This window comes from Kiloniella antarctica (genome assembly GCF_042682825.1).
GTDB lineage: Bacteria > Pseudomonadota > Alphaproteobacteria > Kiloniellales > Kiloniellaceae > Kiloniella > Kiloniella antarctica.
The window spans coordinates 364,339-386,173 of the sequence record NZ_JBHUII010000001.1 but is presented as its reverse complement, the minus strand read 5'-3'; the positions used below and the strand labels follow the sequence as shown (position 1 = coordinate 386,173).

Annotated in this window: 19 protein-coding genes; 4 read left to right on the top strand and 15 right to left on the bottom strand. The window is 45.5% G+C overall.

Going from position 1 to position 21,835, the window contains the following annotated elements; genetic code table 11:
• Positions 1–3 precede the first annotated feature (3 nt).
• From ACFSKO_RS01840 to ACFSKO_RS01805, 8 genes are all read right to left on the bottom strand, one after another.
• The gene (locus ACFSKO_RS01840; RefSeq protein WP_380247799.1) at positions 4–492 is read right to left on the bottom strand and encodes a F0F1 ATP synthase subunit B family protein; all 489 of its coding nucleotides are present in this window, start codon (positions 490–492) and stop codon (positions 4–6) included.
• Between the two features lie 2 nt (positions 493–494).
• Entirely contained in the window at positions 495–989 is a 495-nt protein-coding gene (locus tag ACFSKO_RS01835) for a F0F1 ATP synthase subunit B family protein (RefSeq protein ID WP_380247797.1), read from the bottom strand.
• Between the two features lie 114 nt (positions 990–1,103).
• Positions 1,104–1,331: a F0F1 ATP synthase subunit C gene (locus ACFSKO_RS01830; protein ID WP_269423962.1), complete on the bottom strand. Its 228-nt coding sequence runs from the start codon at positions 1,329–1,331 to the stop codon at positions 1,104–1,106.
• 67 nt (positions 1,332–1,398) lie between these two features.
• On the bottom strand, positions 1,399–2,109 hold the full coding sequence (locus ACFSKO_RS01825) for a F0F1 ATP synthase subunit A (RefSeq protein WP_380249418.1): 711 nt from the start codon (positions 2,107–2,109) through the stop codon (positions 1,399–1,401).
• A 41-nt stretch (positions 2,110–2,150) separates the two neighbouring features.
• The gene (locus ACFSKO_RS01820; RefSeq protein ID WP_380247795.1) at positions 2,151–2,495 is read right to left on the bottom strand and encodes an AtpZ/AtpI family protein; all 345 of its coding nucleotides are present in this window, start codon (positions 2,493–2,495) and stop codon (positions 2,151–2,153) included.
• Between the two features lie 286 nt (positions 2,496–2,781).
• Entirely contained in the window at positions 2,782–6,258 is a 3,477-nt protein-coding gene (gene smc, locus ACFSKO_RS01815; RefSeq protein ID WP_380247793.1) for a chromosome segregation protein SMC, read from the bottom strand.
• A gap of 226 nt (positions 6,259–6,484) precedes the next feature.
• A complete protein-coding gene (locus tag ACFSKO_RS01810) occupies positions 6,485–7,102 on the bottom strand; it encodes a DsbA family protein (protein ID WP_380247791.1) in 618 nt (205 codons plus the stop codon).
• A gap of 100 nt (positions 7,103–7,202) precedes the next feature.
• Positions 7,203–7,805, bottom strand: a complete 603-nt coding sequence (locus tag ACFSKO_RS01805) for a DUF721 domain-containing protein (RefSeq protein WP_380247789.1) — start codon at positions 7,803–7,805, stop codon at positions 7,203–7,205.
• A 180-nt stretch (positions 7,806–7,985) separates the two neighbouring features.
• Here ACFSKO_RS01805 and mutY point away from each other — a divergent pair, with 180 nt between their 5' ends.
• Entirely contained in the window at positions 7,986–9,056 is a 1,071-nt protein-coding gene (gene mutY, locus ACFSKO_RS01800; RefSeq protein WP_380247787.1) for an A/G-specific adenine glycosylase, read from the top strand.
• 61 nt (positions 9,057–9,117) lie between these two features.
• Here the strand turns inward: mutY and ACFSKO_RS01795 are convergent, their stop codons facing one another.
• The 6 genes from ACFSKO_RS01795 to ACFSKO_RS01770 all read right to left on the bottom strand — a co-directional run bounded on the left by ACFSKO_RS01795 (position 9,118) and on the right by ACFSKO_RS01770 (position 15,952).
• Positions 9,118–10,221: a site-specific DNA-methyltransferase gene (locus ACFSKO_RS01795; protein WP_380247785.1), complete on the bottom strand. Its 1,104-nt coding sequence runs from the start codon at positions 10,219–10,221 to the stop codon at positions 9,118–9,120.
• 67 nt (positions 10,222–10,288) lie between these two features.
• On the bottom strand, positions 10,289–10,951 hold the full coding sequence (locus tag ACFSKO_RS01790; RefSeq protein ID WP_380247783.1) for a ribonuclease HII: 663 nt from the start codon (positions 10,949–10,951) through the stop codon (positions 10,289–10,291).
• A gap of 2 nt (positions 10,952–10,953) precedes the next feature.
• Complete coding sequence (locus ACFSKO_RS01785; protein WP_380247781.1) at positions 10,954–12,372, bottom strand: cation:proton antiporter; 1,419 nt, start codon at positions 12,370–12,372, stop codon at positions 10,954–10,956.
• A gap of 70 nt (positions 12,373–12,442) precedes the next feature.
• A complete protein-coding gene (gene moaB, locus ACFSKO_RS01780; protein WP_380247779.1) occupies positions 12,443–12,979 on the bottom strand; it encodes a molybdenum cofactor biosynthesis protein B in 537 nt (178 codons plus the stop codon).
• On the bottom strand, positions 12,963–14,870 hold the full coding sequence (locus tag ACFSKO_RS01775) for a lytic transglycosylase domain-containing protein (RefSeq protein ID WP_380247777.1): 1,908 nt from the start codon (positions 14,868–14,870) through the stop codon (positions 12,963–12,965). The genes moaB and ACFSKO_RS01775 overlap by 17 nt, the downstream gene beginning before the upstream one ends.
• A gap of 248 nt (positions 14,871–15,118) precedes the next feature.
• Entirely contained in the window at positions 15,119–15,952 is an 834-nt protein-coding gene (locus ACFSKO_RS01770) for a uracil-DNA glycosylase (RefSeq protein ID WP_380249416.1), read from the bottom strand.
• Between the two features lie 390 nt (positions 15,953–16,342).
• Here ACFSKO_RS01770 and ACFSKO_RS01765 point away from each other — a divergent pair, with 390 nt between their 5' ends.
• The 3 genes from ACFSKO_RS01765 (at position 16,343) to ACFSKO_RS01755 (ending at position 20,820) form a co-directional block, all read left to right on the top strand.
• Positions 16,343–18,001, top strand: coding sequence for an electron transfer flavoprotein-ubiquinone oxidoreductase (locus tag ACFSKO_RS01765; protein WP_380247774.1), 1,659 nt, complete (start codon positions 16,343–16,345; stop codon positions 17,999–18,001).
• Between the two features lie 167 nt (positions 18,002–18,168).
• On the top strand, positions 18,169–19,932 hold the full coding sequence (locus ACFSKO_RS01760) for a tetratricopeptide repeat protein (protein ID WP_380247772.1): 1,764 nt from the start codon (positions 18,169–18,171) through the stop codon (positions 19,930–19,932).
• A gap of 21 nt (positions 19,933–19,953) precedes the next feature.
• Positions 19,954–20,820, top strand: a complete 867-nt coding sequence (locus ACFSKO_RS01755; RefSeq protein WP_380247770.1) for a 4-(cytidine 5'-diphospho)-2-C-methyl-D-erythritol kinase — start codon at positions 19,954–19,956, stop codon at positions 20,818–20,820.
• Positions 20,821–20,847: 27 nt separating this feature from the next.
• On the opposite strand, the gene ACFSKO_RS01750 is transcribed toward ACFSKO_RS01755, so the two are convergent.
• Positions 20,848–21,612 (bottom strand): peptidoglycan-binding domain-containing protein, encoded by a 765-nt coding sequence (locus ACFSKO_RS01750; protein WP_380247768.1) that lies wholly within the window; start codon positions 21,610–21,612, stop codon positions 20,848–20,850.
• Positions 21,613–21,835: the final 223 nt, after the last annotated feature.

The following is a 21,835-nucleotide window of genomic DNA, read 5'->3' as shown; positions in this document are numbered from 1 at the left end:
AAATCAGTGGAATTTATCACCAAGAGAATTGATTGAATCGTCTAACAATGCTTTGGATTTTGCTTTTGTCATGCTGGCCGTCAAAAGATTTTTTGTTGCAGCCATAGCAATTTCAACAGCTTGATTGCGGACTTCATTCAGAGCAGCAGTTTCTGCTTGAGTAATTTTGTCCATTGCTTGTTGTTCGCGACGCTTTAGTGATTCTTCGAGATCCTTGGCAGCTTCGACATGGAGGCGTTTGGCTTCCTGTTTTGCGTGCTCAATGATTTCTTCTGCTTCACTCAATGCATCACGTTGCTTGCGTTTATATTCAGCAAGAGTTTTCTGGGCTTCTTCTCGTAATTTTTGAGCTTCATCAAGTGTCTTGCGGATAGCTTCGCCACGTGCGTCTAAGCTAGCAACGATTCCTTTGCCGCCTTTAACAACAACAATGAACACAAACATAAAGAAAGAAACGCCAACCCAAAAACCAGGATTATTTAAGAATTCCATAACTAGCCTTTCCCTCCCAGTGCATCGTCAACAGCTTTGCTGACTTTGGACTCGGTCACATCAGACCCTAGGAGTTTGCCAGTTGCTGCAGCAGCAACCTCAACAGCCACATCTTTGATGTGCTCCATTGCTTCGCTACGAGCAGCATTAATTTTGTCTTCTGCGATCTGGGTTTTGTCTGCGAGTTGAGCGTCGAATTCAGCCTGGCGTTTAGCACCAATTGCTGCGATTTCATCTGCAGATTCTTTCAGAGCCGCAAGAGCAGAAGCTCGCGCATCTGCAATAGCCTTTTGATAATCCGAAAGGACTTCTTCAGCTTCTTGCTTTAAGCGTTCTGCTTTTTCCAGATCACCAGAAACTCTGTTTTCACGTTCTTCCAAAATGGAAGTAAGACGTGGCAATGCAAGTTTGGCCATCAGGAAATAGAGCGCACCGAAGGTAACGATAAGCCAGAAGATTTGGCTTACGAACGTATCGATTTGTTCAAATTGTGGCATCGTGCTACACGCCTTGTTCAGTTATCAAAATCGGATCAGATAAAAGTCTGATAGGCCGACACACAACCAGACATCAAAGATATCTGTGAATATCGGCCTAACAATCTGTTTCGATTAAGCGACGAACAGAAGGATCAGAGCAACTAGTAGTGAGAATAGTGCGATAGCTTCTGTAACAGCAAAGCCGATCCAGATGTTTGCACCAATTTCGTCTTTAGACGCTGGGTTACGAGCAATCGCCTGAAAATAGCTTGACCATACGTTACCAACACCAACACCTGCACCAATCATACCAAGAGTAGCAAGACCAGCACCAATGAGTTTTGCAGCTTCTGCTTCCATAGTTCTCGAGCTCCTTATAACGCTGAGCGTTAGATAGATAAAAAATAAATCGATTTCTGAAATGTTCTTAGTGCAGATGGATCGCATCATGCAAGTAGATACAAGTCAGGATAGTGAAGACGTAAGCTTGTAACGCCCCCACCAAGAGTTCCAGCGCTTGAATACTGACGAGGACTGGCAAAACAAAAACGCCAAACACGCCAAGCATAATCAAGAAACCGCCAAGGACTTTCAGTAGAACGTGGCCAACGACCATGTTTGCAAAAAGTCTCACAGACAGGCTGATGGGTCGTGATAGATAAGAAACTAGTTCGATCGGGATCAAGATGACCGCAGTCCACAACGGCGCACCGTGTGGGAAGAAAAGGCGAAGAAAACCTGTTCCATGGCGGACAAATCCGATTACCGTAACAGCTAAAAAGATAACAATTGCCATCGCAAAAGTAACTACAATATGGCTGGTAAAGGTAAAGGTTCCCGGTACGAGACCAATAATGTTTCCAAAAAGGATAAACATGAAGAGCGAGAAGACAAACGGGAAGTACTGACGGCCGGCTGAACCGACGTTATCCCGGAGAAGGTTTGCAACCATCTCGTAACTCATCTCTGCCATGCTCTGCCAACGACCGGGAACCAATGCCCGTCCGCGGGTTGAATAGACAAGAAATCCTGTAATTAGAACAGTAGACAGCGCCATAAAGAGGGCTGAATTGGTAAAGGAAATATCGTAATTACCTAGTTGTATGGACACAAGCGATTGTATCTCGAACTGGTGCATTGGGTCGATTGAACCTGATGCCACGAGTCATCCCCTCTAATTTACTCTGCGTCATCTTCACGATTATCGCGAAGATGCTTCTTGTTTTCTAACTGTTTAGCGACCCTCAGTATATTTACAAAGGCCGCCCCGATACCAAGGAAGAAGAAAATAATCATCAACCAAGGTTTTGTCCCTAACCATATGTCGAGATAATAACCAATCCCGAAGCCCATGATCAGAGCTGCAACTATTTCAACCGATATGCGGAAACCTACCGCCATACCGCTTGCCGCCTCAGCTCGATTATTGGATACAGGATTATTTACCTGTTCATGACGCTCGCGAGCCGCGCGCAGTCTTTTATCCAAGTCCGTCAAAGACGAATGATCTTCAGGATTTGGCATATTTTAGCCCTCCTGATGGCTACTAATTGAGCTGAAGTAGCACCTGTTAAACGCGGGCGCAACATACTGGTAGGTTCATAGCTATGTCAAGAGAGAAACCGCCCTGTTTTCGCCCTAATTCGTGATCAAGTGCACCGTAATTTTATTGTAACTGAGTAGAAGGGCTTGAGAGCCGTGCATTAGGCGCTAATAACTTTGGTGGTAAATGCTTGATGCAAATAGAAACTTACATACTGGTCACTATAAAGCAGTAAGGGGGCTCTCAAGGATAAATCCTCTAGGTTTCCTATTTGTCAGGATTTGTTTCTTCTGCTAATTCATCAGCCGTTTCCAAATTTACCGAAACCAGCTGACTGACCCCGCGTTCACTCATCGTGACGCCAAATAAACGGTGAACACGGGCCATCGTCATGCGGTGGTGCGAAATGATTAAAAACCTTGTGGATGTGCTTTGAACAAGCTCTTCAACAAGCTTGCAAAAGCGATCGACATTTGCGTCATCAAGAGGAGCGTCAACTTCATCTAAAACGCAGATAGGAGCGGGGTTCGTTAAGAAGACCGCAAATAAAAGTGATAAAGCAGTAAGTGCTTGTTCTCCGCCAGACAAAAGCGACATAACTTGGAGGCGCTTTCCAGGCGGACTTGCCATAATTTCCAACCCTGCTTGTAGGGGGTCCTCAGCGTCAGTGAGGGCGAGATAGGCTCGTCCGCCGCCAAAAAGACGTACAAAAAGTTCGGAAAAATGTGTATTCACAAGATTGAAGGCCTTGAGAAGTCTTTCGCGACCCTCTTTGTTGAGATTGGCGATGCCCTGACGAAGCTTGTTAATTGCGAGAAGGAGGTCTTCTTTATCACTTAACGTTGTCTTGATTTGAGTATCGAGTTCTTCGGCCTCTTTTTCTGCCCTAAGATTCACAGGTCCCATATTGTCACGCTCAGAGGTTAATCGGGCGTGTTTTCTGGTGACATCTTCTTTGGAGGGAAGATTTTCGTCAAGTTTGATTTCTGCAATGGAGAGTGCTTTTTCGAGAGAGCAGCCTAACCTTTCTCTTACACGATCAATCAGCACTCCCACGGATTGTTTTGCTTGGGAAACTTCGGATTCTGCACGAATCATGATTTCTCGAGCTTGGAACAGGCTTTGTTCAGATTCTCTAAGCTGTCGATCTATTTCCGCTTGTTGTAATTCTGACACTCGGAGAGCCTCGGTTGCCTCTTTTTGTTCGTTCTCGGCTCGTTTGAGCGATATTGTTAAGGCTGTGCGCTGTTGTTGGAGCTGGTCGGGCTTTTTGTTCCAGATACTAATCTCTGATTCGATCCGTTGAATTCGGGTATCGATTTCACTTAAGTATTGCTTCGCTTCTTTTGTGCGTCGTGTCCAGGATATGAGCTCTTCCTTAATATTGGCAAGACGCTGTTTCCGCCTGTTGGTATCATGCTTAAACTGATCAAGCTTGGCCCTGTTGGATGCGAGCGCCTGTCTGTTTGTAGAGAGCTTTCTTTTTAAGTTTGATATTCGATTTTTTTCATTCTCAAGATTGGGTAAATTTTTTAATTCGTTCTTTATTTCTTCCAGATGGTTGAGGGTTTCCTTGTGGTCTTGGTTTAATCGCCCGATGTTTTCTTCTGCAACATTGAGCTGATGGACGAGGTGATCTTTTTCTCTGGTGAGTTCAATTTGTTTGTTTTTTAAAGCTGAGACATCGTTGAAGGCTTTGTTAGTTTTCTCCCGCAGATCTTTTTCTTGTTCCAATGACTTTTCTAACTGGCTTTTTATTTTGGAGTGTTTCTTCTGCGCGCGTATAAAAATGTTATGGGCTTTTTCTTTCAGATGATGAAGTTTTTCTAATCTGTTTTTCTGTTCTAATCTGACTGTGGCAGAGGATGGTGCGTCGTCGCGAATAGTTAATCCGTCCCAACGCCACAAGGTTCCTTCACGTGATACTAAGCGTTGCCCAGGGGCAAGTTGGGCATAGCTGTCTTTAGTTATATCCCCGGTTTCGATTAACCCGATTTGAGAGAGGCGAGTGTGTAACCGTACCGGTGCTGTCACGACCTCAAGCAGAGAAGGGATGCCTTGGGGGAGAGAAGGAAGACCTGTTCTTAGGGGGAGATCGTGCCAATGAGCAACGGCTTCTTCTTGCGATCCTGCATTTAGATCTTCGCCCAATGCTGCTCCCAATGCCTTTTCATATCCAGACTTTACGGTCAATTCTTCAAGGATGGGATCGGAAACACCACCAATTTCGTGATGAAGCATCTTTGTCAGGGCCTCAAACTCTGCCGTTATTTTTTGGTAATTATTTTGTGTCTCTTGAAGTGCATCTCTTGTTTCTCCCTCTTCTTCGCGGAGGGTTTGTAATGTCAATTCAGCGTTTGTTGCTTGGTTTTTGGTGTGATTGAGATTGGTTTCAGCTTGGTCTAGGTGCTGATTTATTTCAGTTAAGGTCGAATCACTTTTTTGTTTTGAAGAAAGATCTAAGGTTAATTTTTGTTGATTCTCTATAAGTTGTTCTAGGCGAGTAGTTTGATTTGAGAACTCTGAAATCTGCCGAGTTAAGCTGGATGTCTGTGCCTCATTTGTGGCAATCTGTGCCCCGATTTGTGCAATCTGTCCATCGGTTTCAGCGACCTCACTTGCGTTTGATTTACATAATTCTTCGATCTTTTTTTGATCTTGAGCAAGGTTTTGTTTTTTTTGTTCAATTTCAAAGTGCTCGTTTGTGAGGCGCTTTTCGGCGTCCAAGGCATCTTTATTTATGCTGGCTGCGCGTTCTTTGTCTTTATTTAACTGGGCGAGTAACTCTTGTGCTTGAGAGAGAGCCGTTATTGCTTGCCGTTCTTCTTGTTGAAGGTTTTCTTGGCTAACGAGAAGCTTCTGGAGCTGAGTTGCCGCTGATGTTTCTGTTTCTCTAAGGGAAGGTAGTGTCGCGGCAATTGTTACTTGTGCCGTTGATTTTTGAGCTGCTATCTTTGTTTTTTTAGAAACACTGTTTTGGGCAATTTTGAGTTGTTCTTCAGCGTGGCAAAGAAGGCTGTTAGCCTCAACGGATTCGTAATGAAGCAATATGGCTTCATGTTGCCTAATGAGCTGGGCAAGGTTTCGGTAACGATTAGCTTGTCGGGCTTGTTTTTTGAGGCCTTGAAGCTGGGCATCAAGGGTAAGGACGACATCTTCCAGTCGCTCAAGATTGGTTTCTGCCGCTTTTAATCTTAGCTCTGCTTCGTGGCGTCGGGAGTGCAGGCCGGTAATTCCCGCAGCTTCTTCGAGGAGGCCGCGGCGGCTAATAGGTCTGGCATTGATGATTTCCCCAATTCTCCCTTGGCTTACGAGGGCCGTGGATTGTGAGCCACTGGCGGCGTCAGCGAAGAGAAGCTGCACGTCGCGGGCGCGGACATCTTTACCGTTCACTTTGTAGTTCGATCCACTGCCCCGTGAAATGCGTCGAATAACCTCTATTTCTTCATAATTATTAAAGGCCGCCGGGGCAGTCCGGTCGCTGTTATCAAGGAGAAGGCTGACTTCGGCAATGTTTCGGGCCGGGCGTGTTGCTGATCCGGCAAAGATGACGTCGTCCATTTCACTGCCACGCATCCGTTTGGCGGACGTTTCCCCCATAACCCAACGCAGGGCTTCAACCAGATTGGATTTGCCGCATCCATTCGGTCCGACAACCCCGGTCATGCCTGAAGTGATCAGAAGTTCTGTCTGATCTACGAAGGATTTGAATCCGCTGAGGCGTAGTTTTTTAAACTGTACCAACTGTGCGGATCTCCGGTTTTTGGTATATCCCCCCGTCAGGACGAACCTTACGGATATATGCCGTTGTTTCAGTTGTCATAATGAAAAGAGTAGCTTGAAGAGTATATCTCTGCAACAGCGGGGAACGATCTCTTGTTAGGGTATAGGCCAGAAATGAGACTGATCGAGCACAAAAAAAGGCCCCTTGAGACATCAAGAGGCCTTTTGTTTTCTTGCCAAAAGAGACTTAGCTTGCGTCTTCGAGCAGATCGTTCATAGCATCGTAATCTCTGCCGCCGGCAAAAACTTCGCCATTAATGACAAAGCTTGGGGTTGAGTTGATGCCAAAGACAGATTTCCCGTCGCGGGCTTGAGTAATAATGCGGTTGGCAACTTCTTTGTTGTTCAGGCATTCCTCAAAGCGTTCTTTGTTCATGCCTGCGAGTAGGGCGATCTTTTGCAAACCATCCATTGGGTTTTCACCAAAGGCCCATACTTTTTGCTGTTTGAAGAGTAATTCCAAGAATGGGAAGTAACGGTCATCTTCAAAACACTCAGCGATGATCGAACCGCGTAAGGCCACACCATCCAAAGGCATGTGACGGTAAACCAGCCGGGCTTTTCCGGTATCAATCCAGTTTGCCTTGATATCAGGCATAATAGTTTCGTGGAAATTAGCACAGTGTGGACAGGTGAGAGAGGCGTATTCGATTATTGTGACCGGGGCATTAATGTCACCGAGAATACGATCTTGATCTGTCACTTCTCCTGCAGCATGGGCCGATGTGACGGAGGTAAGGGATGCTGCGAGAGGAAAGCCTAGGGCAAAAGTTGCAGCATTACGGATGAAAAGCCGTCTATTCATTGTCTGTAAAATTCCTGAACTGCTAAGAAAATATGTGTGTCTTATTATTGGTAATCTAGTCTAGTGGTAACTGTGGCGGCAATAGGGCAATGTGGTCGGATCACTTTTTATTGATCTTGTTCTTTGCCTTTAGCGTTTGGGCAATTCGTTCCAACGATAGCCTAAGGGCTTCGTTTTTAACGTCTGCGAATTCGGTTTGGATCGTCTGTTGTTCAATTTTATTGAGCATAGGTAATTTTGGGGGCGTTTTTCTTTCAACTTTATAAAGCGGCCCTTGCTGTATGGAGAGCTTAGCAATTGCCCTATACCCAAAATGACTGTTTACCCGTTCAATTAACTGCGGTGCTTGTTGTTGAATTACGAGGGCAAAAGCAGGATCGGCCTTGATCAGTAGAGTGCCATCATTACGCACACCTTGGCTTGGGTAACGCAATTTGATAGGAAGGCATTGAGTGGAGAGCTCCTTGCCGACAATGGCGCTCCAATCTTCTATTAGTCCTGCCTCGGCAAAACCTCTTTTTCCTGTAAGTTGTTTTGTTAGACGGGGCAGGGAGGCGGCGATCGGACGCATGGTTTTTTGGCGGCGAATGGGAATGTCATTCTCTGGTTTTGTGCTCGATATCGTTTTTGTTCCCTTACTGGTACTCGGGCTTATACCGGGCCTTGTTCTAGGGATCTTTTTCTTTGTAGGGGCTTTAACCATTATTTCTACGCGTTCTTTCTGGCCATTCAGTCCATTGAGTTCATTTGATCCCAACCGGATTGAGACGCAGTATAGTCCAGTCCTGTTTATTTGACAGTGGCGATTCGCATCATTTTTATGTGTTAGTTCTTATTTTAAAAGCGAGGTTTGACCTGAGTGTGTGGTGGGGAAGAGTTGGGGATGATTTCTGAGAGTCTGTTGCCGTGGTACGACAAGCACGCACGTGATCTACCTTGGCGGTTGTCGCCGAGGCAACGCTGCGCAAATCCTGAGCGACAATTTACAGACCCGTATCATGTTTGGTTAAGCGAAATTATGTTGCAACAGACAACTGTTGTAACGGTGAAGTCTTATTATCTTAAGTTTTTGGATTTATGGCCCACTGTTCATGAACTTGCCGCAGAGGAACTCGATAAGGTTTTGAGTGCGTGGGCAGGACTTGGCTATTACGCGCGTGCACGGAATCTTCATCGGTGTGCCAAAATGATTTCTGAAGATTTTGGCGGAGTGTTCCCGAATAATGAAGAAGATTTGTTGGTGTTGCCTGGGGTTGGTCCCTACACCGCTGCGGCGATTTCAGCAATTGCGTTTGATGAACCATCAACGGTTGTTGATGGTAACGTGGAGCGTGTGATTGCTCGTTTCTATGCCCTTAAAGACCCCTTGCCTGGGGTGAAGGGGCAGATGAAGGCTTGTGCTGCGAAGCAAACACCAGCTCAACGTTCAGGAGATTATGCGCAGGCGATGATGGACCTTGGCGCAACAATCTGTACGCCCCGCTCTCCTGCGTGTGTGATTTGTCCCATCCAGGAAAATTGCAAGGGTCGTAAGGGGGGTATTGCGGCAGATTTGCCCAAAAAAGCTCCAAAAAAGATAAAGCCGACACGTCGAACCTATGCTTATGTTTTTAAGGACAACAAAGGGCGTGTCTTGCTGCGCCGCCGACCTGATAAAGGGTTGCTCGGCGGGATGACAGAGGTGCCAACGAGTGGCTGGTTAGAAGGGCAGGACCCCCTACTTGATCCGACGTTGGAGGTCCTGGCCGAGTGGGATTCCTTTCAAGGGATTGTTAAACATACCTTCACCCATTTTCACTTTGAGATTGTGGTGCGCAGTGCAGAGTTTTCGCAAGATGTATCTAGGCTTGCAAAGGAGCTGGGGGCGAGTTGGCACAGTGAAGATGACTTTGGAGCGTTGGCCCTGCCAACGGTGATGAAAAAAATACTTCGGCATGCTAAATTATCTACTTAATTCAACATAAAAAAGCCCGCTCATGCGGGCTTTTTTATTATAGTTAATATGGATGAGAAAGTTAGTTCGTCATTTCTGCGCGAACTTGTTGGCGGAGGACATCAATAGAGACTTCACTCCCCTCGGCATCCATGTGCCAGTAGGTCCAGCCATTACAGGCTGATGCGCCTTGAACCATGGCACCAACCTTATGAATCGAGCCTTGGAATTCTTTTGATATTAGGCTGCCATCGGCTCGAACCTTTGCGGAGAATTTTTTCTTTGGTCCGTAAAGGGTCGTTCCTGGTTCCAATAGCCCGCGTTCAAGGAGGGTACCAAATGGAATTCTGGGTTGTTCGCGTTTTTGTTCGATGGTTACAAGATCAATATCATCAAGTTGCTTAACTTGTGAAATTCGTTTTTCAGCAATCTTGACGTATTCTTCGTCTTGCTCAATACCAATATAACTGCGGCCCAATCGTTTGGCGACAGCACCTGTTGTGCCCGTGCCAAAGAAAGGATCGAGAATAACGTTACCGGGTTTCGTCGAAGAAAGGATGACCCGGTGAAGTAAGGATTCTGGCTTTTGGGTAGGGTGAGCTTTGTCGCCGTCGTTATTTTTTAGGCGCTCTCCGCCATTGCAAATAGGCAAGAGCCAGTCACTTCGCATTTGTATGTCGTCGTTTAACGCCTTCATGGATTCGTAATTAAAGGTGTACCTAGACGTTTTAGACTTTGCGGCCCAAATCATGGTTTCGTGGGCATTCGTAAAGCGTCGACCCCGGAAATTTGGCATTGGGTTTGATTTGCGCCAGATGACATCGTTCAGCATCCAGTAATCCAAGTTTTGTAACAAGGCCCCGACGCGATAGATGTTGTGGTAGCTGCCAATGACCCAGAGTGTACCATTGTCTTTTAGAACTCTGCGTGCCGCCTGAAGCCATTTCCAGGTGAACTCGTCGTAAGCCCGGAAGCTATCAAACTTGTCCCAATCGTTATTGACGGCATCAACCTTGGAGTTGTCCGGACGTGTAAGTTCACCCGCTAACTGCAGGTTATACGGAGGATCCGCAAAGATCACATCAACTGACTTTTCAGGTAAGCTGTTCATGATCTCGACACACTCACCGAGATGGACAACATTTTTCTTCACTAAGGTAGACTCCTCTTGACTCGAGTCCCCCATTTTGAGTCACCTTGGAGTCGCGGTCAAGTGATTTTTCTCGTAAGAGTCAAGTAAAGAGTCATAAGAGTCAGTCGGTTAGCTCGAGTCGCTCCCGGATAGGACGAAATGTGCGACGATGAGCAGGTGTAACCCCAAGATCTAGTAGGGCGGCCTGATGTTCGGGTGTTCCGTACCCCTGATTTCTTTCCCAGCCATATCCTGGGTATTGAATCGATAATTGATGCATTTGCCGGTCTCTATTTACTTTGGCGACCACGGAAGCGGCGGCAATTGAGAGGCTAATGCTGTCACCCTTAACAACGGCTTTCCCAGGGCAAGGTAGTTCGGGGAGCCGATTTCCGTCGATTAAAATAGCGTCAGGGTGAAGAGCGAAGGGAGGTCGGCTCAAGTTGGTGATAGCCCGCTGCATGGCGAGCATAGATGCTTGGAGAATATTTATTTCATCAATTTCTTCAATTGATGCCTCGCCGAGAGCAATTTTAACAACACCAGTTTTATTTAATAATTGGAGTTGTGTGTCGATTTGTTCGCGTTTTTTTATTGAGAGCTTTTTTGAATCATCAAGCAGGGCAACCAATTTTCTCGGGAGTCTTTTACGATTGAGCCATGCCGCTGCAGCAACAACAGGGCCAGCCCAGGGGCCACGCCCAACTTCGTCAACGCCCACAATAATTGCGTTTTTAAGATCATACTCTTTCGCAATTTCTCGTTCTTTTGAAAAATCAGGCATTTTTAATCTGGATTAATATTCTTTTTCGCAGGGGATGTTTTTGAATTTTTGGCAAGGCTCGTGTCACTGGTCTCAATTATATTTGTGCTGTCGGGATCCTGAGCATTCGGAGTTTCTGATGTAACCTGATCTTTTGTTTGTAACCATTTGCCAAATATTTTTTGAAAAGTTCTCTCAGCAAGAGAAGTTGTTCTTATGATAGCGCCGACCTCAGGACCATATGTTAGGCGCATGGTCTCCGCGCCCGAAGTGATGCCGAGCTTTTTGATTTGATGTAATCTTCTTGCGGTGAAAAGCCAAAAGGGGCTTGTAAATAAAGAGATAACGGTTACGGAAACGACAAGACGATAGTCATCGTCTCCCAATACGCCTGCCCCAACACCCAAGGCGGCTAGGATAAAGGAAAACTCACCAAGTTGGGCGAGCAGAGCGCCGGACAAAAAGGCTCGCGGCCAAGTTTCACCTAGAAATCTTATAAGTGTGATGTTCAGCGCAGTTTTAAACACAGCAACAAAAAGAACCAACATAAAGACCAGTCCAAGGTTGTTCCAGATGTATTGGCCATCCAAGAGCATGCCGATGGAGAGGAAAAATACCATAAGCAAAATGCTTTGGATTGGGCCTACTTGCCGTGACATTACCTTGTGGCTTGCTGAGTTTCCCAGAATCAAACCTGCTAAAAATGCACCGTATGCTGCGGACAAACCAAGCAAGCCGGAAAGAGCTGAAGCTCCAAAACAAAAAGCCATACCAGCTAAGGGTGTGAGGTCTTCATTATCACCAATGGCGCGGGCAAAGGGAATTTGCAGGCCGCGTTTTTTACTTAAAAAGATAAAAAGTACAGCGAGAAGGGCAATTGAAACACCAACTTTGATAAAAGCATCGCTACCAATTCCAGCCTCGTTCCCAAAGGAGCTTACGAATAACATCATAGGAACGACAGCAAGGTCCTGAGCAATCAAAATGCCAATGGTGACCTGGCCAATGCGGGTGTTATATTCATTAATCTCCTCAAGCATTTTGACGGCAACGGCCGTACTTGAAAGCGCAAAAACAAAGCCAAAAAACAAGCTGAGTTCCAAGCTCCAATCCATCAATGCGCCAAGAGCAAGCATGCCTCCAACTCCGACGCCAATCTGTGCTGCGGTGGTAATGACTGCAACTTTCCAGACTTCTTTTATGCCGCGAAGAGAGAGGTGCATACCAATGACGAACAGCAACATGAGAACGCCAAGTTCGGCAAGTGTGGAGATGTTGTCGCGGTTCTCAACCAAACCAAGGCCTGTTGGTCCTAAGAGGACGCCAGCAAGAATGTACCCGAGTACAGGGGGTTGTTTGAAGCTACGCATGGCAATACCGCACGCCAACGCGCCCAATACGACAATTGCGAGGCCTGTGAGGCTACCACTATGATCTTGCATAAATAATTTTTACCACAATTAGAGGTATAGGAAAATGGCGCACATCAGATAGAAGGTTTGGATCTAATGTTTAAGATAAGTGCTCTTGTAATCGAGGCATGAGTTCAACCAAATTACAGGGGCGATGACGATTATCCAATTGAGAGCGGAGGATCTCGCTCCAACCATCTTTGCATGCAGAAGGTGATCCTGGGAGGGCAAAGAGATAAGTTCCTTTTGCTACACCTCCGATTGCACGGCTTTGCATTGTGGAAGTCCCAATCTTAGCAAAGCTAATCCAGCGAAAGAGTTCTCCAAAACCTTCGATCTCTTTTTCCATAACCTCTTTGATTGCCTCAGGCGTGGTATCGCGCCCGGTAACCCCAGTACCGCCAGTCGTTATGACAACATCAATGTTCGGGTCGTTGATATGTTTATTTAAGGCAATGATAAGATCTGGTAAGTCGTCTTTTACGATGGCACGCGCCGCAACATGATGTCCGTCCTCGTTAACCATTTTATCAAGGAGGTTTCCGGATTTGTCGTCTGCTTGAGTGCGGGTATCTGAAACTGTGATAATCGCAATGTTCACTGGAAGGAAAGGGCGCGTTTCATCTAACTTTGGCATTTTCAGCGAGATCCGATTCTGAGGAATTTTGAGAGTTGTCTAAGGCTTCATACCGAGGCCAGTGCCCCGCGGCAAGAGTATCTAGAGAGGGCGAGTATTGATTTAATCTTGCACGATAAATCCAAAGGTTGGTTAATACTCTTTCAATAAAAAGACGTGTTTCTCGCGAAGGTAGGCTTTCGATGAAAAGAAGAGGATCATTATTGTATGTGATGTTACGTTCCCATTTTCCCAAATTTCCGGGGCCACCATTGTATGCGGTTGCTAGTTTAAAAAGGTCACCTTCTACATAACTATGACTTAGAAGGTACTCCAAATATTTCTGACCAAGTTCAAGGTTCAACGAAGGGTCATACAATTGGTTTCGGTCTTTACCTAGGAAACTACGGTCCTTAGCAATGTAATCTGCTGTTTGCGGCATCAGTTGAAGAAGGCCTCTGGCGCCATCGGGGCTTTTCGCATCGGGGTTGAAAGATGATTCTTGACGCATAAAAGCAAAGACAAGTGCGCGATCTACTTCGAAACCGCCATTGGGTTTCCATTTGGGGATCGGGTAAAGCGCTGCGTCTATAATACCCCTGCTTGTTGCAGGAGGCTGTTGTTCTATTTTTTCCTCAGCTGCTAATCGAGCGCCTAGTCTAAAGGCTAGTTCTGGCATTCCTACTTGTTCAGTAAGCCGAATGAATGCATGTATTTCATCGCCATCAAGGCTGCCGATCAAACGCTTAAGTTCTTGCTGAGCTTCTTCGCGCTTATCAAGTTGTAAGAAAGCCAGAGCTCGACGGCTCGACGTATGGTTTTTTAGCGTTTCTGCTGTGCTCTGTGCGAGTAATTTGGCATCATCGTCAAACGTCAAATCAAGGCCAAGAGCTCTTCGCGCGAGAATCCCATAGAAGGTTCTTGGATATTCAGCGGCCAAATAGAGGTTTTTACTGACATTTTGAGGGGATTTGAGCTTTAAGTTCGTGCGGGCTGCCCAATAAGCACCTGCTGAACGCATCCAGCCATTGGCTCTGCTCGCTTGAGCGAGGTGTGTAAAGTGACTACGTGCCTTTTCTGTTTCCCCCATTCGCCAAGCTGCAAGTCCTGCTATCCAGTCGGCAGAAGGGACATATTTTCGGGATTGAGTGGCTTTGGATGCAAGGTCGTAGGCCTTTTGATCTTTGTTGTAATAATACCAAGCTGCGGCAAGGCGTGCATAGGTTTGATTTATTTCAATTGGATCAAGCAGGCGCTTGGCCTTGTCGTTTTTGATTACGTCTTCGGTTATGGATAGGCGTGTGTTAAGTACGTTTCTTTTTAGTTGGGTCTTGAGGCGGAGGGCTTTTTTATGATCTTCTTTTGAAAGTTTTTTGCTGGAGCGGTAGCTATAGTTTTTCCCGTGGGCGCGATAGGCTGCGCTTTTGAATTGTATAGGGCGGTTAGGACGTGTGTAGTTTTTTGGGCGGCGTTGTAGTGCTAATTTGTAAATAATGTCAGCTTGGGGATGGTCTGCATAATTCGACAACCATGCTTTCAGCTCTTTGTATTTAGAGCGATAGGCTGTTGGGTGTAAGTATCTTTGGGCCAATACGTGTCCCAGAAGAATTTTATCATCAAGTCGGGATATTTTTTTATCTGCATCTTTCCACCTGCCTTGTGCTTGTAGAGCGAAAATGCGTCTGTATAAGCTAAGATCCTCTTCACTCAACAGGTCAAAGGTAATAGTTTTGTTACCCTTTTTGATCGGGCCGTTGTTTACAGGGGATGGGCTCGTTGACGATAATACAGTTTTTACGGGATCAGGAACAGGAGTTGAGGCTGCTACGCTGTGTGAGATAAAAATCAGTCCGATTACGAGAAAAAGCGCGCGCGAAATTGTTTTTGAAAGCAGTAAGCGTTGTACCAACATTGTCTATAAATATTCCCCAGAAAACTCTGCAAGTTTCGTGATTTCAAAACCCCATTCACCACAACCAGCCTAGATAATTACCATAACTAGGGCAACAGTAAGGCTGTTAGTCGAAAATTTGTCTTGTATTTTAAATACATCACCGATCTTACGAAAAGGTGAAGATATTTGTCGGGCAGCCTTAATGGCTAAGATTAAAACGACATTGGTGTTTAAAATCTTTGGAGCTTTTAAAATACGTTAATCATTTATATTTGGGATAATTGTTGTTTAACGGCGCGTAAATCCTGCCACGCCAGTGCTTTTTGCCGTGGGGTGTTCAAGAGCATGTGCGGTGCAAATGTCGAAATCATTTTTGTAGAAATTGCGCCTTCTGGGGTATTGTAATCGCTCCACTTGCCGCGTTGTCTAAGCAGGGAAGCATCAGGATCAGTAAAGCTACGAAGAGTTGTTTCTCCCAGTAACATCAGTACTTTGGGCTTTGTCAAGGAGATCTGTCTGTCGACAAAAGGTTTGCAATAAGCAAGATCGTTGGCTGTAGGTTTCTTGTCTCCCGGGGGGCGCCAGAATACGCAAGATGTTAAATAAACCTGTTCAATATCTAACCCGATTGATTTGAGCATATTGTTCAAAAGAATACGGTTTAACCCTGCGACAGTTTTGCCTTCTCGGTCCTCGTCTGCCCGTGGAGTACCCATAATAATCATGAGCTTTGATGTTTCTGTACCTTCATTGAATACAGTGCTGATCGCGGTTTTCTTGAGCGAGCAGCCATCAAAATTTTGTAATGCAGCTTTGAGTTCGGAAAGAGTATTGGCTCCGGTGGCCAGATTGTTTGCTTCTGCGAGTGTTTTTTGAAGCGATTGAAGAGCTTTTTTGGCTTGGCTTGGCTTTGCTGTGAGGACTTTGTTTGTCGGAGCTTGTTCTTGTGCCGCCTTTGGCTGTGTCGCTTTCTCCGCAAGCTCAAGTGTAAGGGTATAACTGTCTACAGGGTTTTCCCCTGTTGCTTCATCCGCACCAAAAGAAAGCTGCCATTCCAGAGCAGCTAGGAGTTCGTCGCGGGTCCAGTCGTCAGTTGTCATATCGTTCACTTGTGCAACACCAAATACCGCCTTCAATCGGACGATTCTACTACTTCAGTACATAAAGCAAAGTAGCAAGATGTTCCATGTAATGTTTGGGGTAATCTCAAGTTTGTTATGTTAAGGAGATGAAATAAACTCTACAGGGTGCAAAAATGCAAATCCTGTTCGTCTTTTTTGACCCTTCCTTGTCGTTATTGTTAAATTGCTGCAACGCGAAAAATTCTATAAATTGAGTTTAGATGGTGGGGATAACAATTTTTTTTGGCACTTGGGCAATAAAAATGTGGTCATTTGTGGAATTTTGTTGAATTCTTGTGGTTAAATTTGGTTTTAAGATAAGCGACAGAATAAGTCGCAGAGATCTAGGCAGGAATCGGAGAGAATACTTTGGAACGCGAATTTATGGAATACGATGTCGTTATCGTTGGTGCTGGTCCCGCCGGGCTTTCTGCTGCGATTAAGCTTCGTCAGTTAGCAGCTGAAACCGGAAAAGAGGTTTCTGTCTGTGTCCTCGAGAAAGGCTCTGAAGTCGGAGCTCATATTTTTTCAGGGGCCGTTTTTGAACCTCGTGCGCTTGATGAATTGATTCCGGACTGGAAAGAAAAGGGTGCTCCTCTTAATGCTCCTGTTAGTGATGAAAAGTTCATGCTGCTGAGTGAGAAGGGATCCTGTGAAATTCCCGTAGGCTTATTGCCGAGCCAAATGCACAATGATGGCAACTACGTTATCTCTCTTGGTAATCTCTGTCGCTGGCTTGGCGAGCGAGCCGAAGAATTAGGTGTCGAAATTTATCCAGGATTTGCCGCTTCAGAAGTCGTTTATCACGAAGATGGTCGTGTTAAAGGCGTTGCGACAGGTGATATGGGTATTGGCAAAGATGGTAAACAAAAAGACAGTTATACGCAGGGAATGGAGCTGCACGGTAAGTACACCTTCTTTGGTGAAGGTTGTCGTGGCTCACTGAGTAAGGGCTTAATGGAGAGGTTTAACCTCAGAGAAAACTCCGATCCACAGACATATGGGATCGGTATGAAAGAGCTTTGGGAACTCGATCCTGCGAAGCACAAGCCTGGGACTGTTGTCCATACTGCAGGCTGGCCGATGAAAAGCGATACATGGGGTGGGTCTTTCATCTATCATCTTGAAAATGGCCAAGCTTATGTGGGCTATGTTGTCGGTTTGGATTATGAAAACCCCCACCTCTTTCCGTTTGGTGAATTCCAGCGTTTCAAAATGCACCCGGCCATTGCTGAGATGCTTGAAGGCGGAAAGCGAGTTTCCTACGGTGCACGCGCACTTAATGAAGGTGGGTTACAGTCTGTACCGGATCTAGCCTTTCCTGGTGGTGCCCTTATCGGTTGTTCCGCGGGTTTCTTGAACGTTGCCAAAATCAAGGGCAGCCATAATGCTATGAAAACAGGTATGCTTGCTGCTGAAAGTGCATTTGCGGCTGTAACCGAGAGCGGAGAGGAAATGCCCGCTGCAGTGCTTGCAAGTTACCCCGAAGCCTATAAAAAGTCGTGGGTTTATGAAGAACTCTACAAGTCACGTAACTTCCGCCCAGCTTTTAGTAAGTTTGGTCTTTGGGGATCAATGCTTTACTCGGGTATTGATCTCAAAGTGTTTGGCGGAAAACTTCCGTGGACGTTCCGTCATAAGCACCATGACCATGAGTGTCTAAAACCTGCAGCTGATATGCCTAAAATTGAGTATCCAAAGCCAGATGGAAAAATTTCTTTTGATCGTTTATCTTCCGTATTTATTTCCGGGACAAACCATGAAGAGGATCAACCCTGCCATCTGACGCTTAAAGATGCTTCAGTGCCGATCAATCACAACTTGTCTATTTACGATGCGCCGGAACAAAGATTTTGTCCCGCGGGTGTGTATGAGATTGTGCGTGATGACGATGGTAATAATCCACAATTACAAATTAATGCCCAAAACTGTGTGCATTGTAAAACATGTGACATTAAAGACCCGACCCAGAATATAAACTGGGTAACGCCCGAAGGGGCTGGGGGGCCGAATTATCCTAATATGTAAAAGACTAAAAATAACATCGTTTAGTTAGCAGTAAATCAGCCCAATATCAGTGATGTTGGGCTGATTTTTTATATAAGTAACTTTATCTTGTGCAACAGATACTTGGCGGGACGGTTGTTGAGGGGTAGAGTGATTTCACTTCTTGTCCAGGCGAAGAGGAGGATGATTTGCCTCGCCGTGGCTCCGTACTCGTAAAACAAAATTTTCGTAGGTTCCTAGCGCTTACTGGCACGGCCCTTATTGTAAGTGCTTGCTCAGTTTCGCAAAGTGAATCAGATACATCGGCTAACTCTGCCGTAACCACCGCAGAATATCCGCTTATTAGTCCCTATAGCTCTCCTTCAGGGACCTATTTAGCTGGGCTCGTTGCGGGACATAGCCGTGACTATTCTATAGCTGCAGATCTGATGCTGCATGCTCTTGAGGCGTCCCCTGAAGACCCTCAACTTCTCGCTAGATCCTTCCTCCTTACGGCCAGTGTTGGTCGAGACCAAGAGGCGATCGATCTTGCTAAACGCTTACTGGTTGTGTCGCCAGATCAGGCTTTAGCTCATTTGATTCTTCTTATTGATGCCGTAAAACGTGAAGATTGGGACGAAGCTCAATCGAGAAACGAAGCAGCACCAAACGTTGGAGTGAATACGGTTTTGCAACCGATGTTCTCGGCGTGGACAGATCTTGCTAAAGGGAACTTAGACAAAGCGCTTGAAAAACTTGAACCTTTGTCGAAAAAAGATGGTTTTAAAACTCTTTATGGTATTCAAATTGCCTTACTCAAAGATTTAGGCGGTCGTCCCGGCGATGCGAAAGACGATTATCTGACCTTGTTGAGTTCAACGGAACAGCCAACTTTACGTCAGGTGAATATTGTTGCTGATTTTTTGAACAGACAAGGTGATCAGGAAGCCGCTAAAGGGTTATTAGAGACTTATTTACAAACTAATCCTGAGAATGCCATTGCGATCCATGCCTTGGAGCAGTTAGGCGCGGAGAAAGGGTTGGAACGTGTTATAAGTAAGCCAGGTGATGCCTTTGCTGAAATTTTGTTTGGTTTTGCTAGCTTGCATGCTCAAGAAAAGGCCTATGATACTGGGTTGGTCTACGCCAATCAGGCTTTAAGGTTACGTCCGGAATATGAGGAAGCCAAAATTCTCGTGGGTGAGATTATGCAAACCCAAGGGCGGAGTAGAGATGCTATTAATCTTTATAAAACGATTCCTTTGCAATCTCCTTATGCCTGGACGGTAGGCCTTCGAATTGCTGATGAAATGGATGTATTGGGGCTGGAAGCAGAGACCCTGGAAACTCTGGATCAGCTGACAACTTTGAGACCTGAACGGTTTGAACCGTATCTCCGTAAGGGAAATCTACTCCGTGCTTCAGAAAAATTTGATGCGTCAGCAAAGGCTTACGAGCAGGCGATTAATCGAATTGATGCACAAGACGCACGATTCTGGACGTTGTTTTATTTCAGAGGAATTTCGTTTGAGCGGACAAAACAGTGGCCCAAAGCTGAAGCTGATTTCTTAAAAGCTTTAGAGCTTTCCCCTGATCAACCTCATGTTCTCAATTATTTAGCTTACTCTTGGGTCGAGCAGAATAAAAACCTGTCTGAATCCGAGCAAATGCTCATAAAGGCGGTCGAACTCCGCCCAGAAGATGGTTACATCGTTGATAGCTTGGGGTGGGTTTATTATCAGCTGGGCAAATATGAAAATGCAGTGGAGTATTTAGAGCGCGCTATTGAGCTAAAGGCTGAAGACCCCGTTATCAATGATCATCTAGGAGATGCTTATTGGCGGGTTGGGCGATACCACGAAGCCCGGTTCCAGTGGCGCAGGGCTTTAAGCTTTGATCCCGAAGACGAACAGGTTGAGATGATAAATACTAAAATTGATAAAGGGATGAGCCCTTCTGTAACAGATATCTAATTAAGGTCGTTATCAACTGTTATGGAAAGTATATTCGAACATGCACCTGCAAAGATCAACCTGACTTTGCAGGTGGTTGGGCGTCGCGATGATGGTTATCACTTATTGCGAAGTCTTGTTGGCTTTGCAGGAGTGGGTGATCTTCTTTATTTTTCTACCGCCAAAGAATTATCTCTTAAAGTTACAGGACCTTTTGCTGAAGAGTTAAAGGGCCAGAATTTTGATGATAATTTGGTTCTCCAAGCGGCTAGAAAGCTTATGGTTACGAGCGGCGTGCAGCTGGGAGCAGAAATTCATCTCATTAAAAACCTCCCGATAGCGTCTGGAATAGGGGGAGGGTCGGCGGATGCGGCGGCAACGTTGCGAGGTCTCATTCGGCTGTGGGAATTACATGATTTCTCTGAAGAGCGCCTAGGTGGCCTTGCGCTTGAACTTGGTGCTGACGTTCCTGTTTGCTTGAAGAGTACTTGTAGCTGGATGGAAGGCATTGGAGAACGATTGGAACAAGGCCCGGAACTTCCTAATCTCCATTCTGTTCTTTTAAATCCAGGCGTAGGCGTCTCGACACCAAAAATTTTTCAAAACCTCAAAGGATCTTATTCTTCAGCAAAGAAGAAACCGGTTAGTTTTTCATCGCACGAAGATGTTACCGAATACCTTCGGCTGGTGGGAAATGATCTCGAAATTCCTGCATGTCGATTGGAGCCTGTTATTGTTGAGGCTCTTGCTGAACTTACTGCGCAAAAAAGTTGCCTTCTTTCTGCTATGTCAGGAAGCGGGGCAACCTGCTTTGGTTTATTCGCATCTGCTGAATGTGCACAAAAAGCCGCTCATGATATTAAGCTAAAACACTCAGGCTGGTGGCTATCATCCACCGCTTTTTATTAAAGATTACCTTGTCATATCAGCTTCTATTTATTCGACCTTGAGGAGTTGTTCTACCGCCTTTAGATCAACGAGAAGATCTGGAGAAGGGCGTCCATCTACTTGTAAACCGGATATTTCCTGAAACAGGCTGATGGCAGCTACGGATTCGTGATCAATATCTCCATCTATACTTCCAGGGTCAAGATTGAGCCTAGCGAGAAGAGTTTCGATTTCTTTGAGCTGCTCTACGCGCATACCATAAGGTGAACTGGCGTTTGGGTTGGGGGCTTCAGCTTGTGTTGCAGGAAGATTAGAAGCTGTTTGGTCTTCTTCACTGACGGGATCATTCCCTCGCAGAAAAACAAAAAGGACCCCAAGGAATAAAACGGCAGCAACCGTAATCATTCTTGAAAATGATTTCTTTTTACTGAGTTTGGGTGCCGGTCCATTTTCTGGTTTTGCTGAGAGTGGAGGACTCGTCTTTTTACCTTTGTTTTTTGAATCCACCTTTGGGTCATTTGTTGCCACTAGTGGTTCTGGTGAATCGGCTTTTTTATCATTAGGTTTTACAGCTTTTGTGACCTTGGAAGATTTTTTACCTGACACTTGGGAAGCAGGTGTTTTAGCCTTGGGCGCTTTTCCTGTAGAGGCTTTCGCCTTTTTAGTTTTTGGATTCGTAGCAGAGGTTTTGCTTTGAGCTGGTGATGTTTTTGTTTTTTCAGTCTTAGATTTTGGTACTGCAGGTGTTTTTTTCTCAGCAGTTTTGCCGTTGGCAGGTTTCGTATCTTCTGACTTGAGCTTGTTGTCGCTCATAAATTTCAGTTCCCTGTTAACTTAATTTTGGCGTTTGAAAGCGTGAACAGCTCTCATAAGGTTGCCTTAAAAGGCAGGTTTCGTCTGAATATCTCGATATGGCGTGACATAGGATAATCAATAAGAAGGCAATGGGTAAAGCAATCTGGTTTAAAAGTGGTAAATTTCCATTGCGAGGCTGCAAATTTTTTAGAAATAAATTAAATTTTTTTTTACTTTAACC

What these genes read in the sequence shown, in the direction of transcription:
- ACFSKO_RS01805 (WP_380247789.1), bottom strand. Translation starts at nt 7,805, where the DNA reads ATGGTTAAAGCCCCTACAAAGAAAAAGATCCCTAGAACAAGGCCCGGT.
- ACFSKO_RS01770 (WP_380249416.1), bottom strand. Translation starts at nt 15,952, where the DNA reads ATGACAACTGACGACTGGACCCGCGACGAACTCCTAGCTGCTCTGGAA.
- ACFSKO_RS01840 (WP_380247799.1), bottom strand. Translation starts at nt 492, where the DNA reads ATGGAATTCTTAAATAATCCTGGTTTTTGGGTTGGCGTTTCTTTCTTT.
- ACFSKO_RS01755 (WP_380247770.1), top strand. Translation starts at nt 19,954, where the DNA reads ATGGAAAGTATATTCGAACATGCACCTGCAAAGATCAACCTGACTTTG.
- moaB (WP_380247779.1), bottom strand. Translation starts at nt 12,979, where the DNA reads ATGCCAAAGTTAGATGAAACGCGCCCTTTCCTTCCAGTGAACATTGCG.
- ACFSKO_RS01820 (WP_380247795.1), bottom strand. Translation starts at nt 2,495, where the DNA reads ATGCCAAATCCTGAAGATCATTCGTCTTTGACGGACTTGGATAAAAGA.
- ACFSKO_RS01810 (WP_380247791.1), bottom strand. Translation starts at nt 7,102, where the DNA reads ATGAATAGACGGCTTTTCATCCGTAATGCTGCAACTTTTGCCCTAGGC.
- ACFSKO_RS01750 (WP_380247768.1), bottom strand. Translation starts at nt 21,612, where the DNA reads ATGAGCGACAACAAGCTCAAGTCAGAAGATACGAAACCTGCCAACGGC.
- mutY (WP_380247787.1), top strand. Translation starts at nt 7,986, where the DNA reads ATGATTTCTGAGAGTCTGTTGCCGTGGTACGACAAGCACGCACGTGAT.
- ACFSKO_RS01830 (WP_269423962.1), bottom strand. Translation starts at nt 1,331, where the DNA reads ATGGAAGCAGAAGCTGCAAAACTCATTGGTGCTGGTCTTGCTACTCTT.
- ACFSKO_RS01775 (WP_380247777.1), bottom strand. Translation starts at nt 14,870, where the DNA reads ATGTTGGTACAACGCTTACTGCTTTCAAAAACAATTTCGCGCGCGCTT.
- ACFSKO_RS01785 (WP_380247781.1), bottom strand. Translation starts at nt 12,372, where the DNA reads ATGCAAGATCATAGTGGTAGCCTCACAGGCCTCGCAATTGTCGTATTG.
- ACFSKO_RS01795 (WP_380247785.1), bottom strand. Translation starts at nt 10,221, where the DNA reads ATGGGGGACTCGAGTCAAGAGGAGTCTACCTTAGTGAAGAAAAATGTT.
- ACFSKO_RS01790 (WP_380247783.1), bottom strand. Translation starts at nt 10,951, where the DNA reads ATGCCTGATTTTTCAAAAGAACGAGAAATTGCGAAAGAGTATGATCTT.
- ACFSKO_RS01825 (WP_380249418.1), bottom strand. Translation starts at nt 2,109, where the DNA reads ATGCACCAGTTCGAGATACAATCGCTTGTGTCCATACAACTAGGTAAT.
- ACFSKO_RS01835 (WP_380247797.1), bottom strand. Translation starts at nt 989, where the DNA reads ATGCCACAATTTGAACAAATCGATACGTTCGTAAGCCAAATCTTCTGG.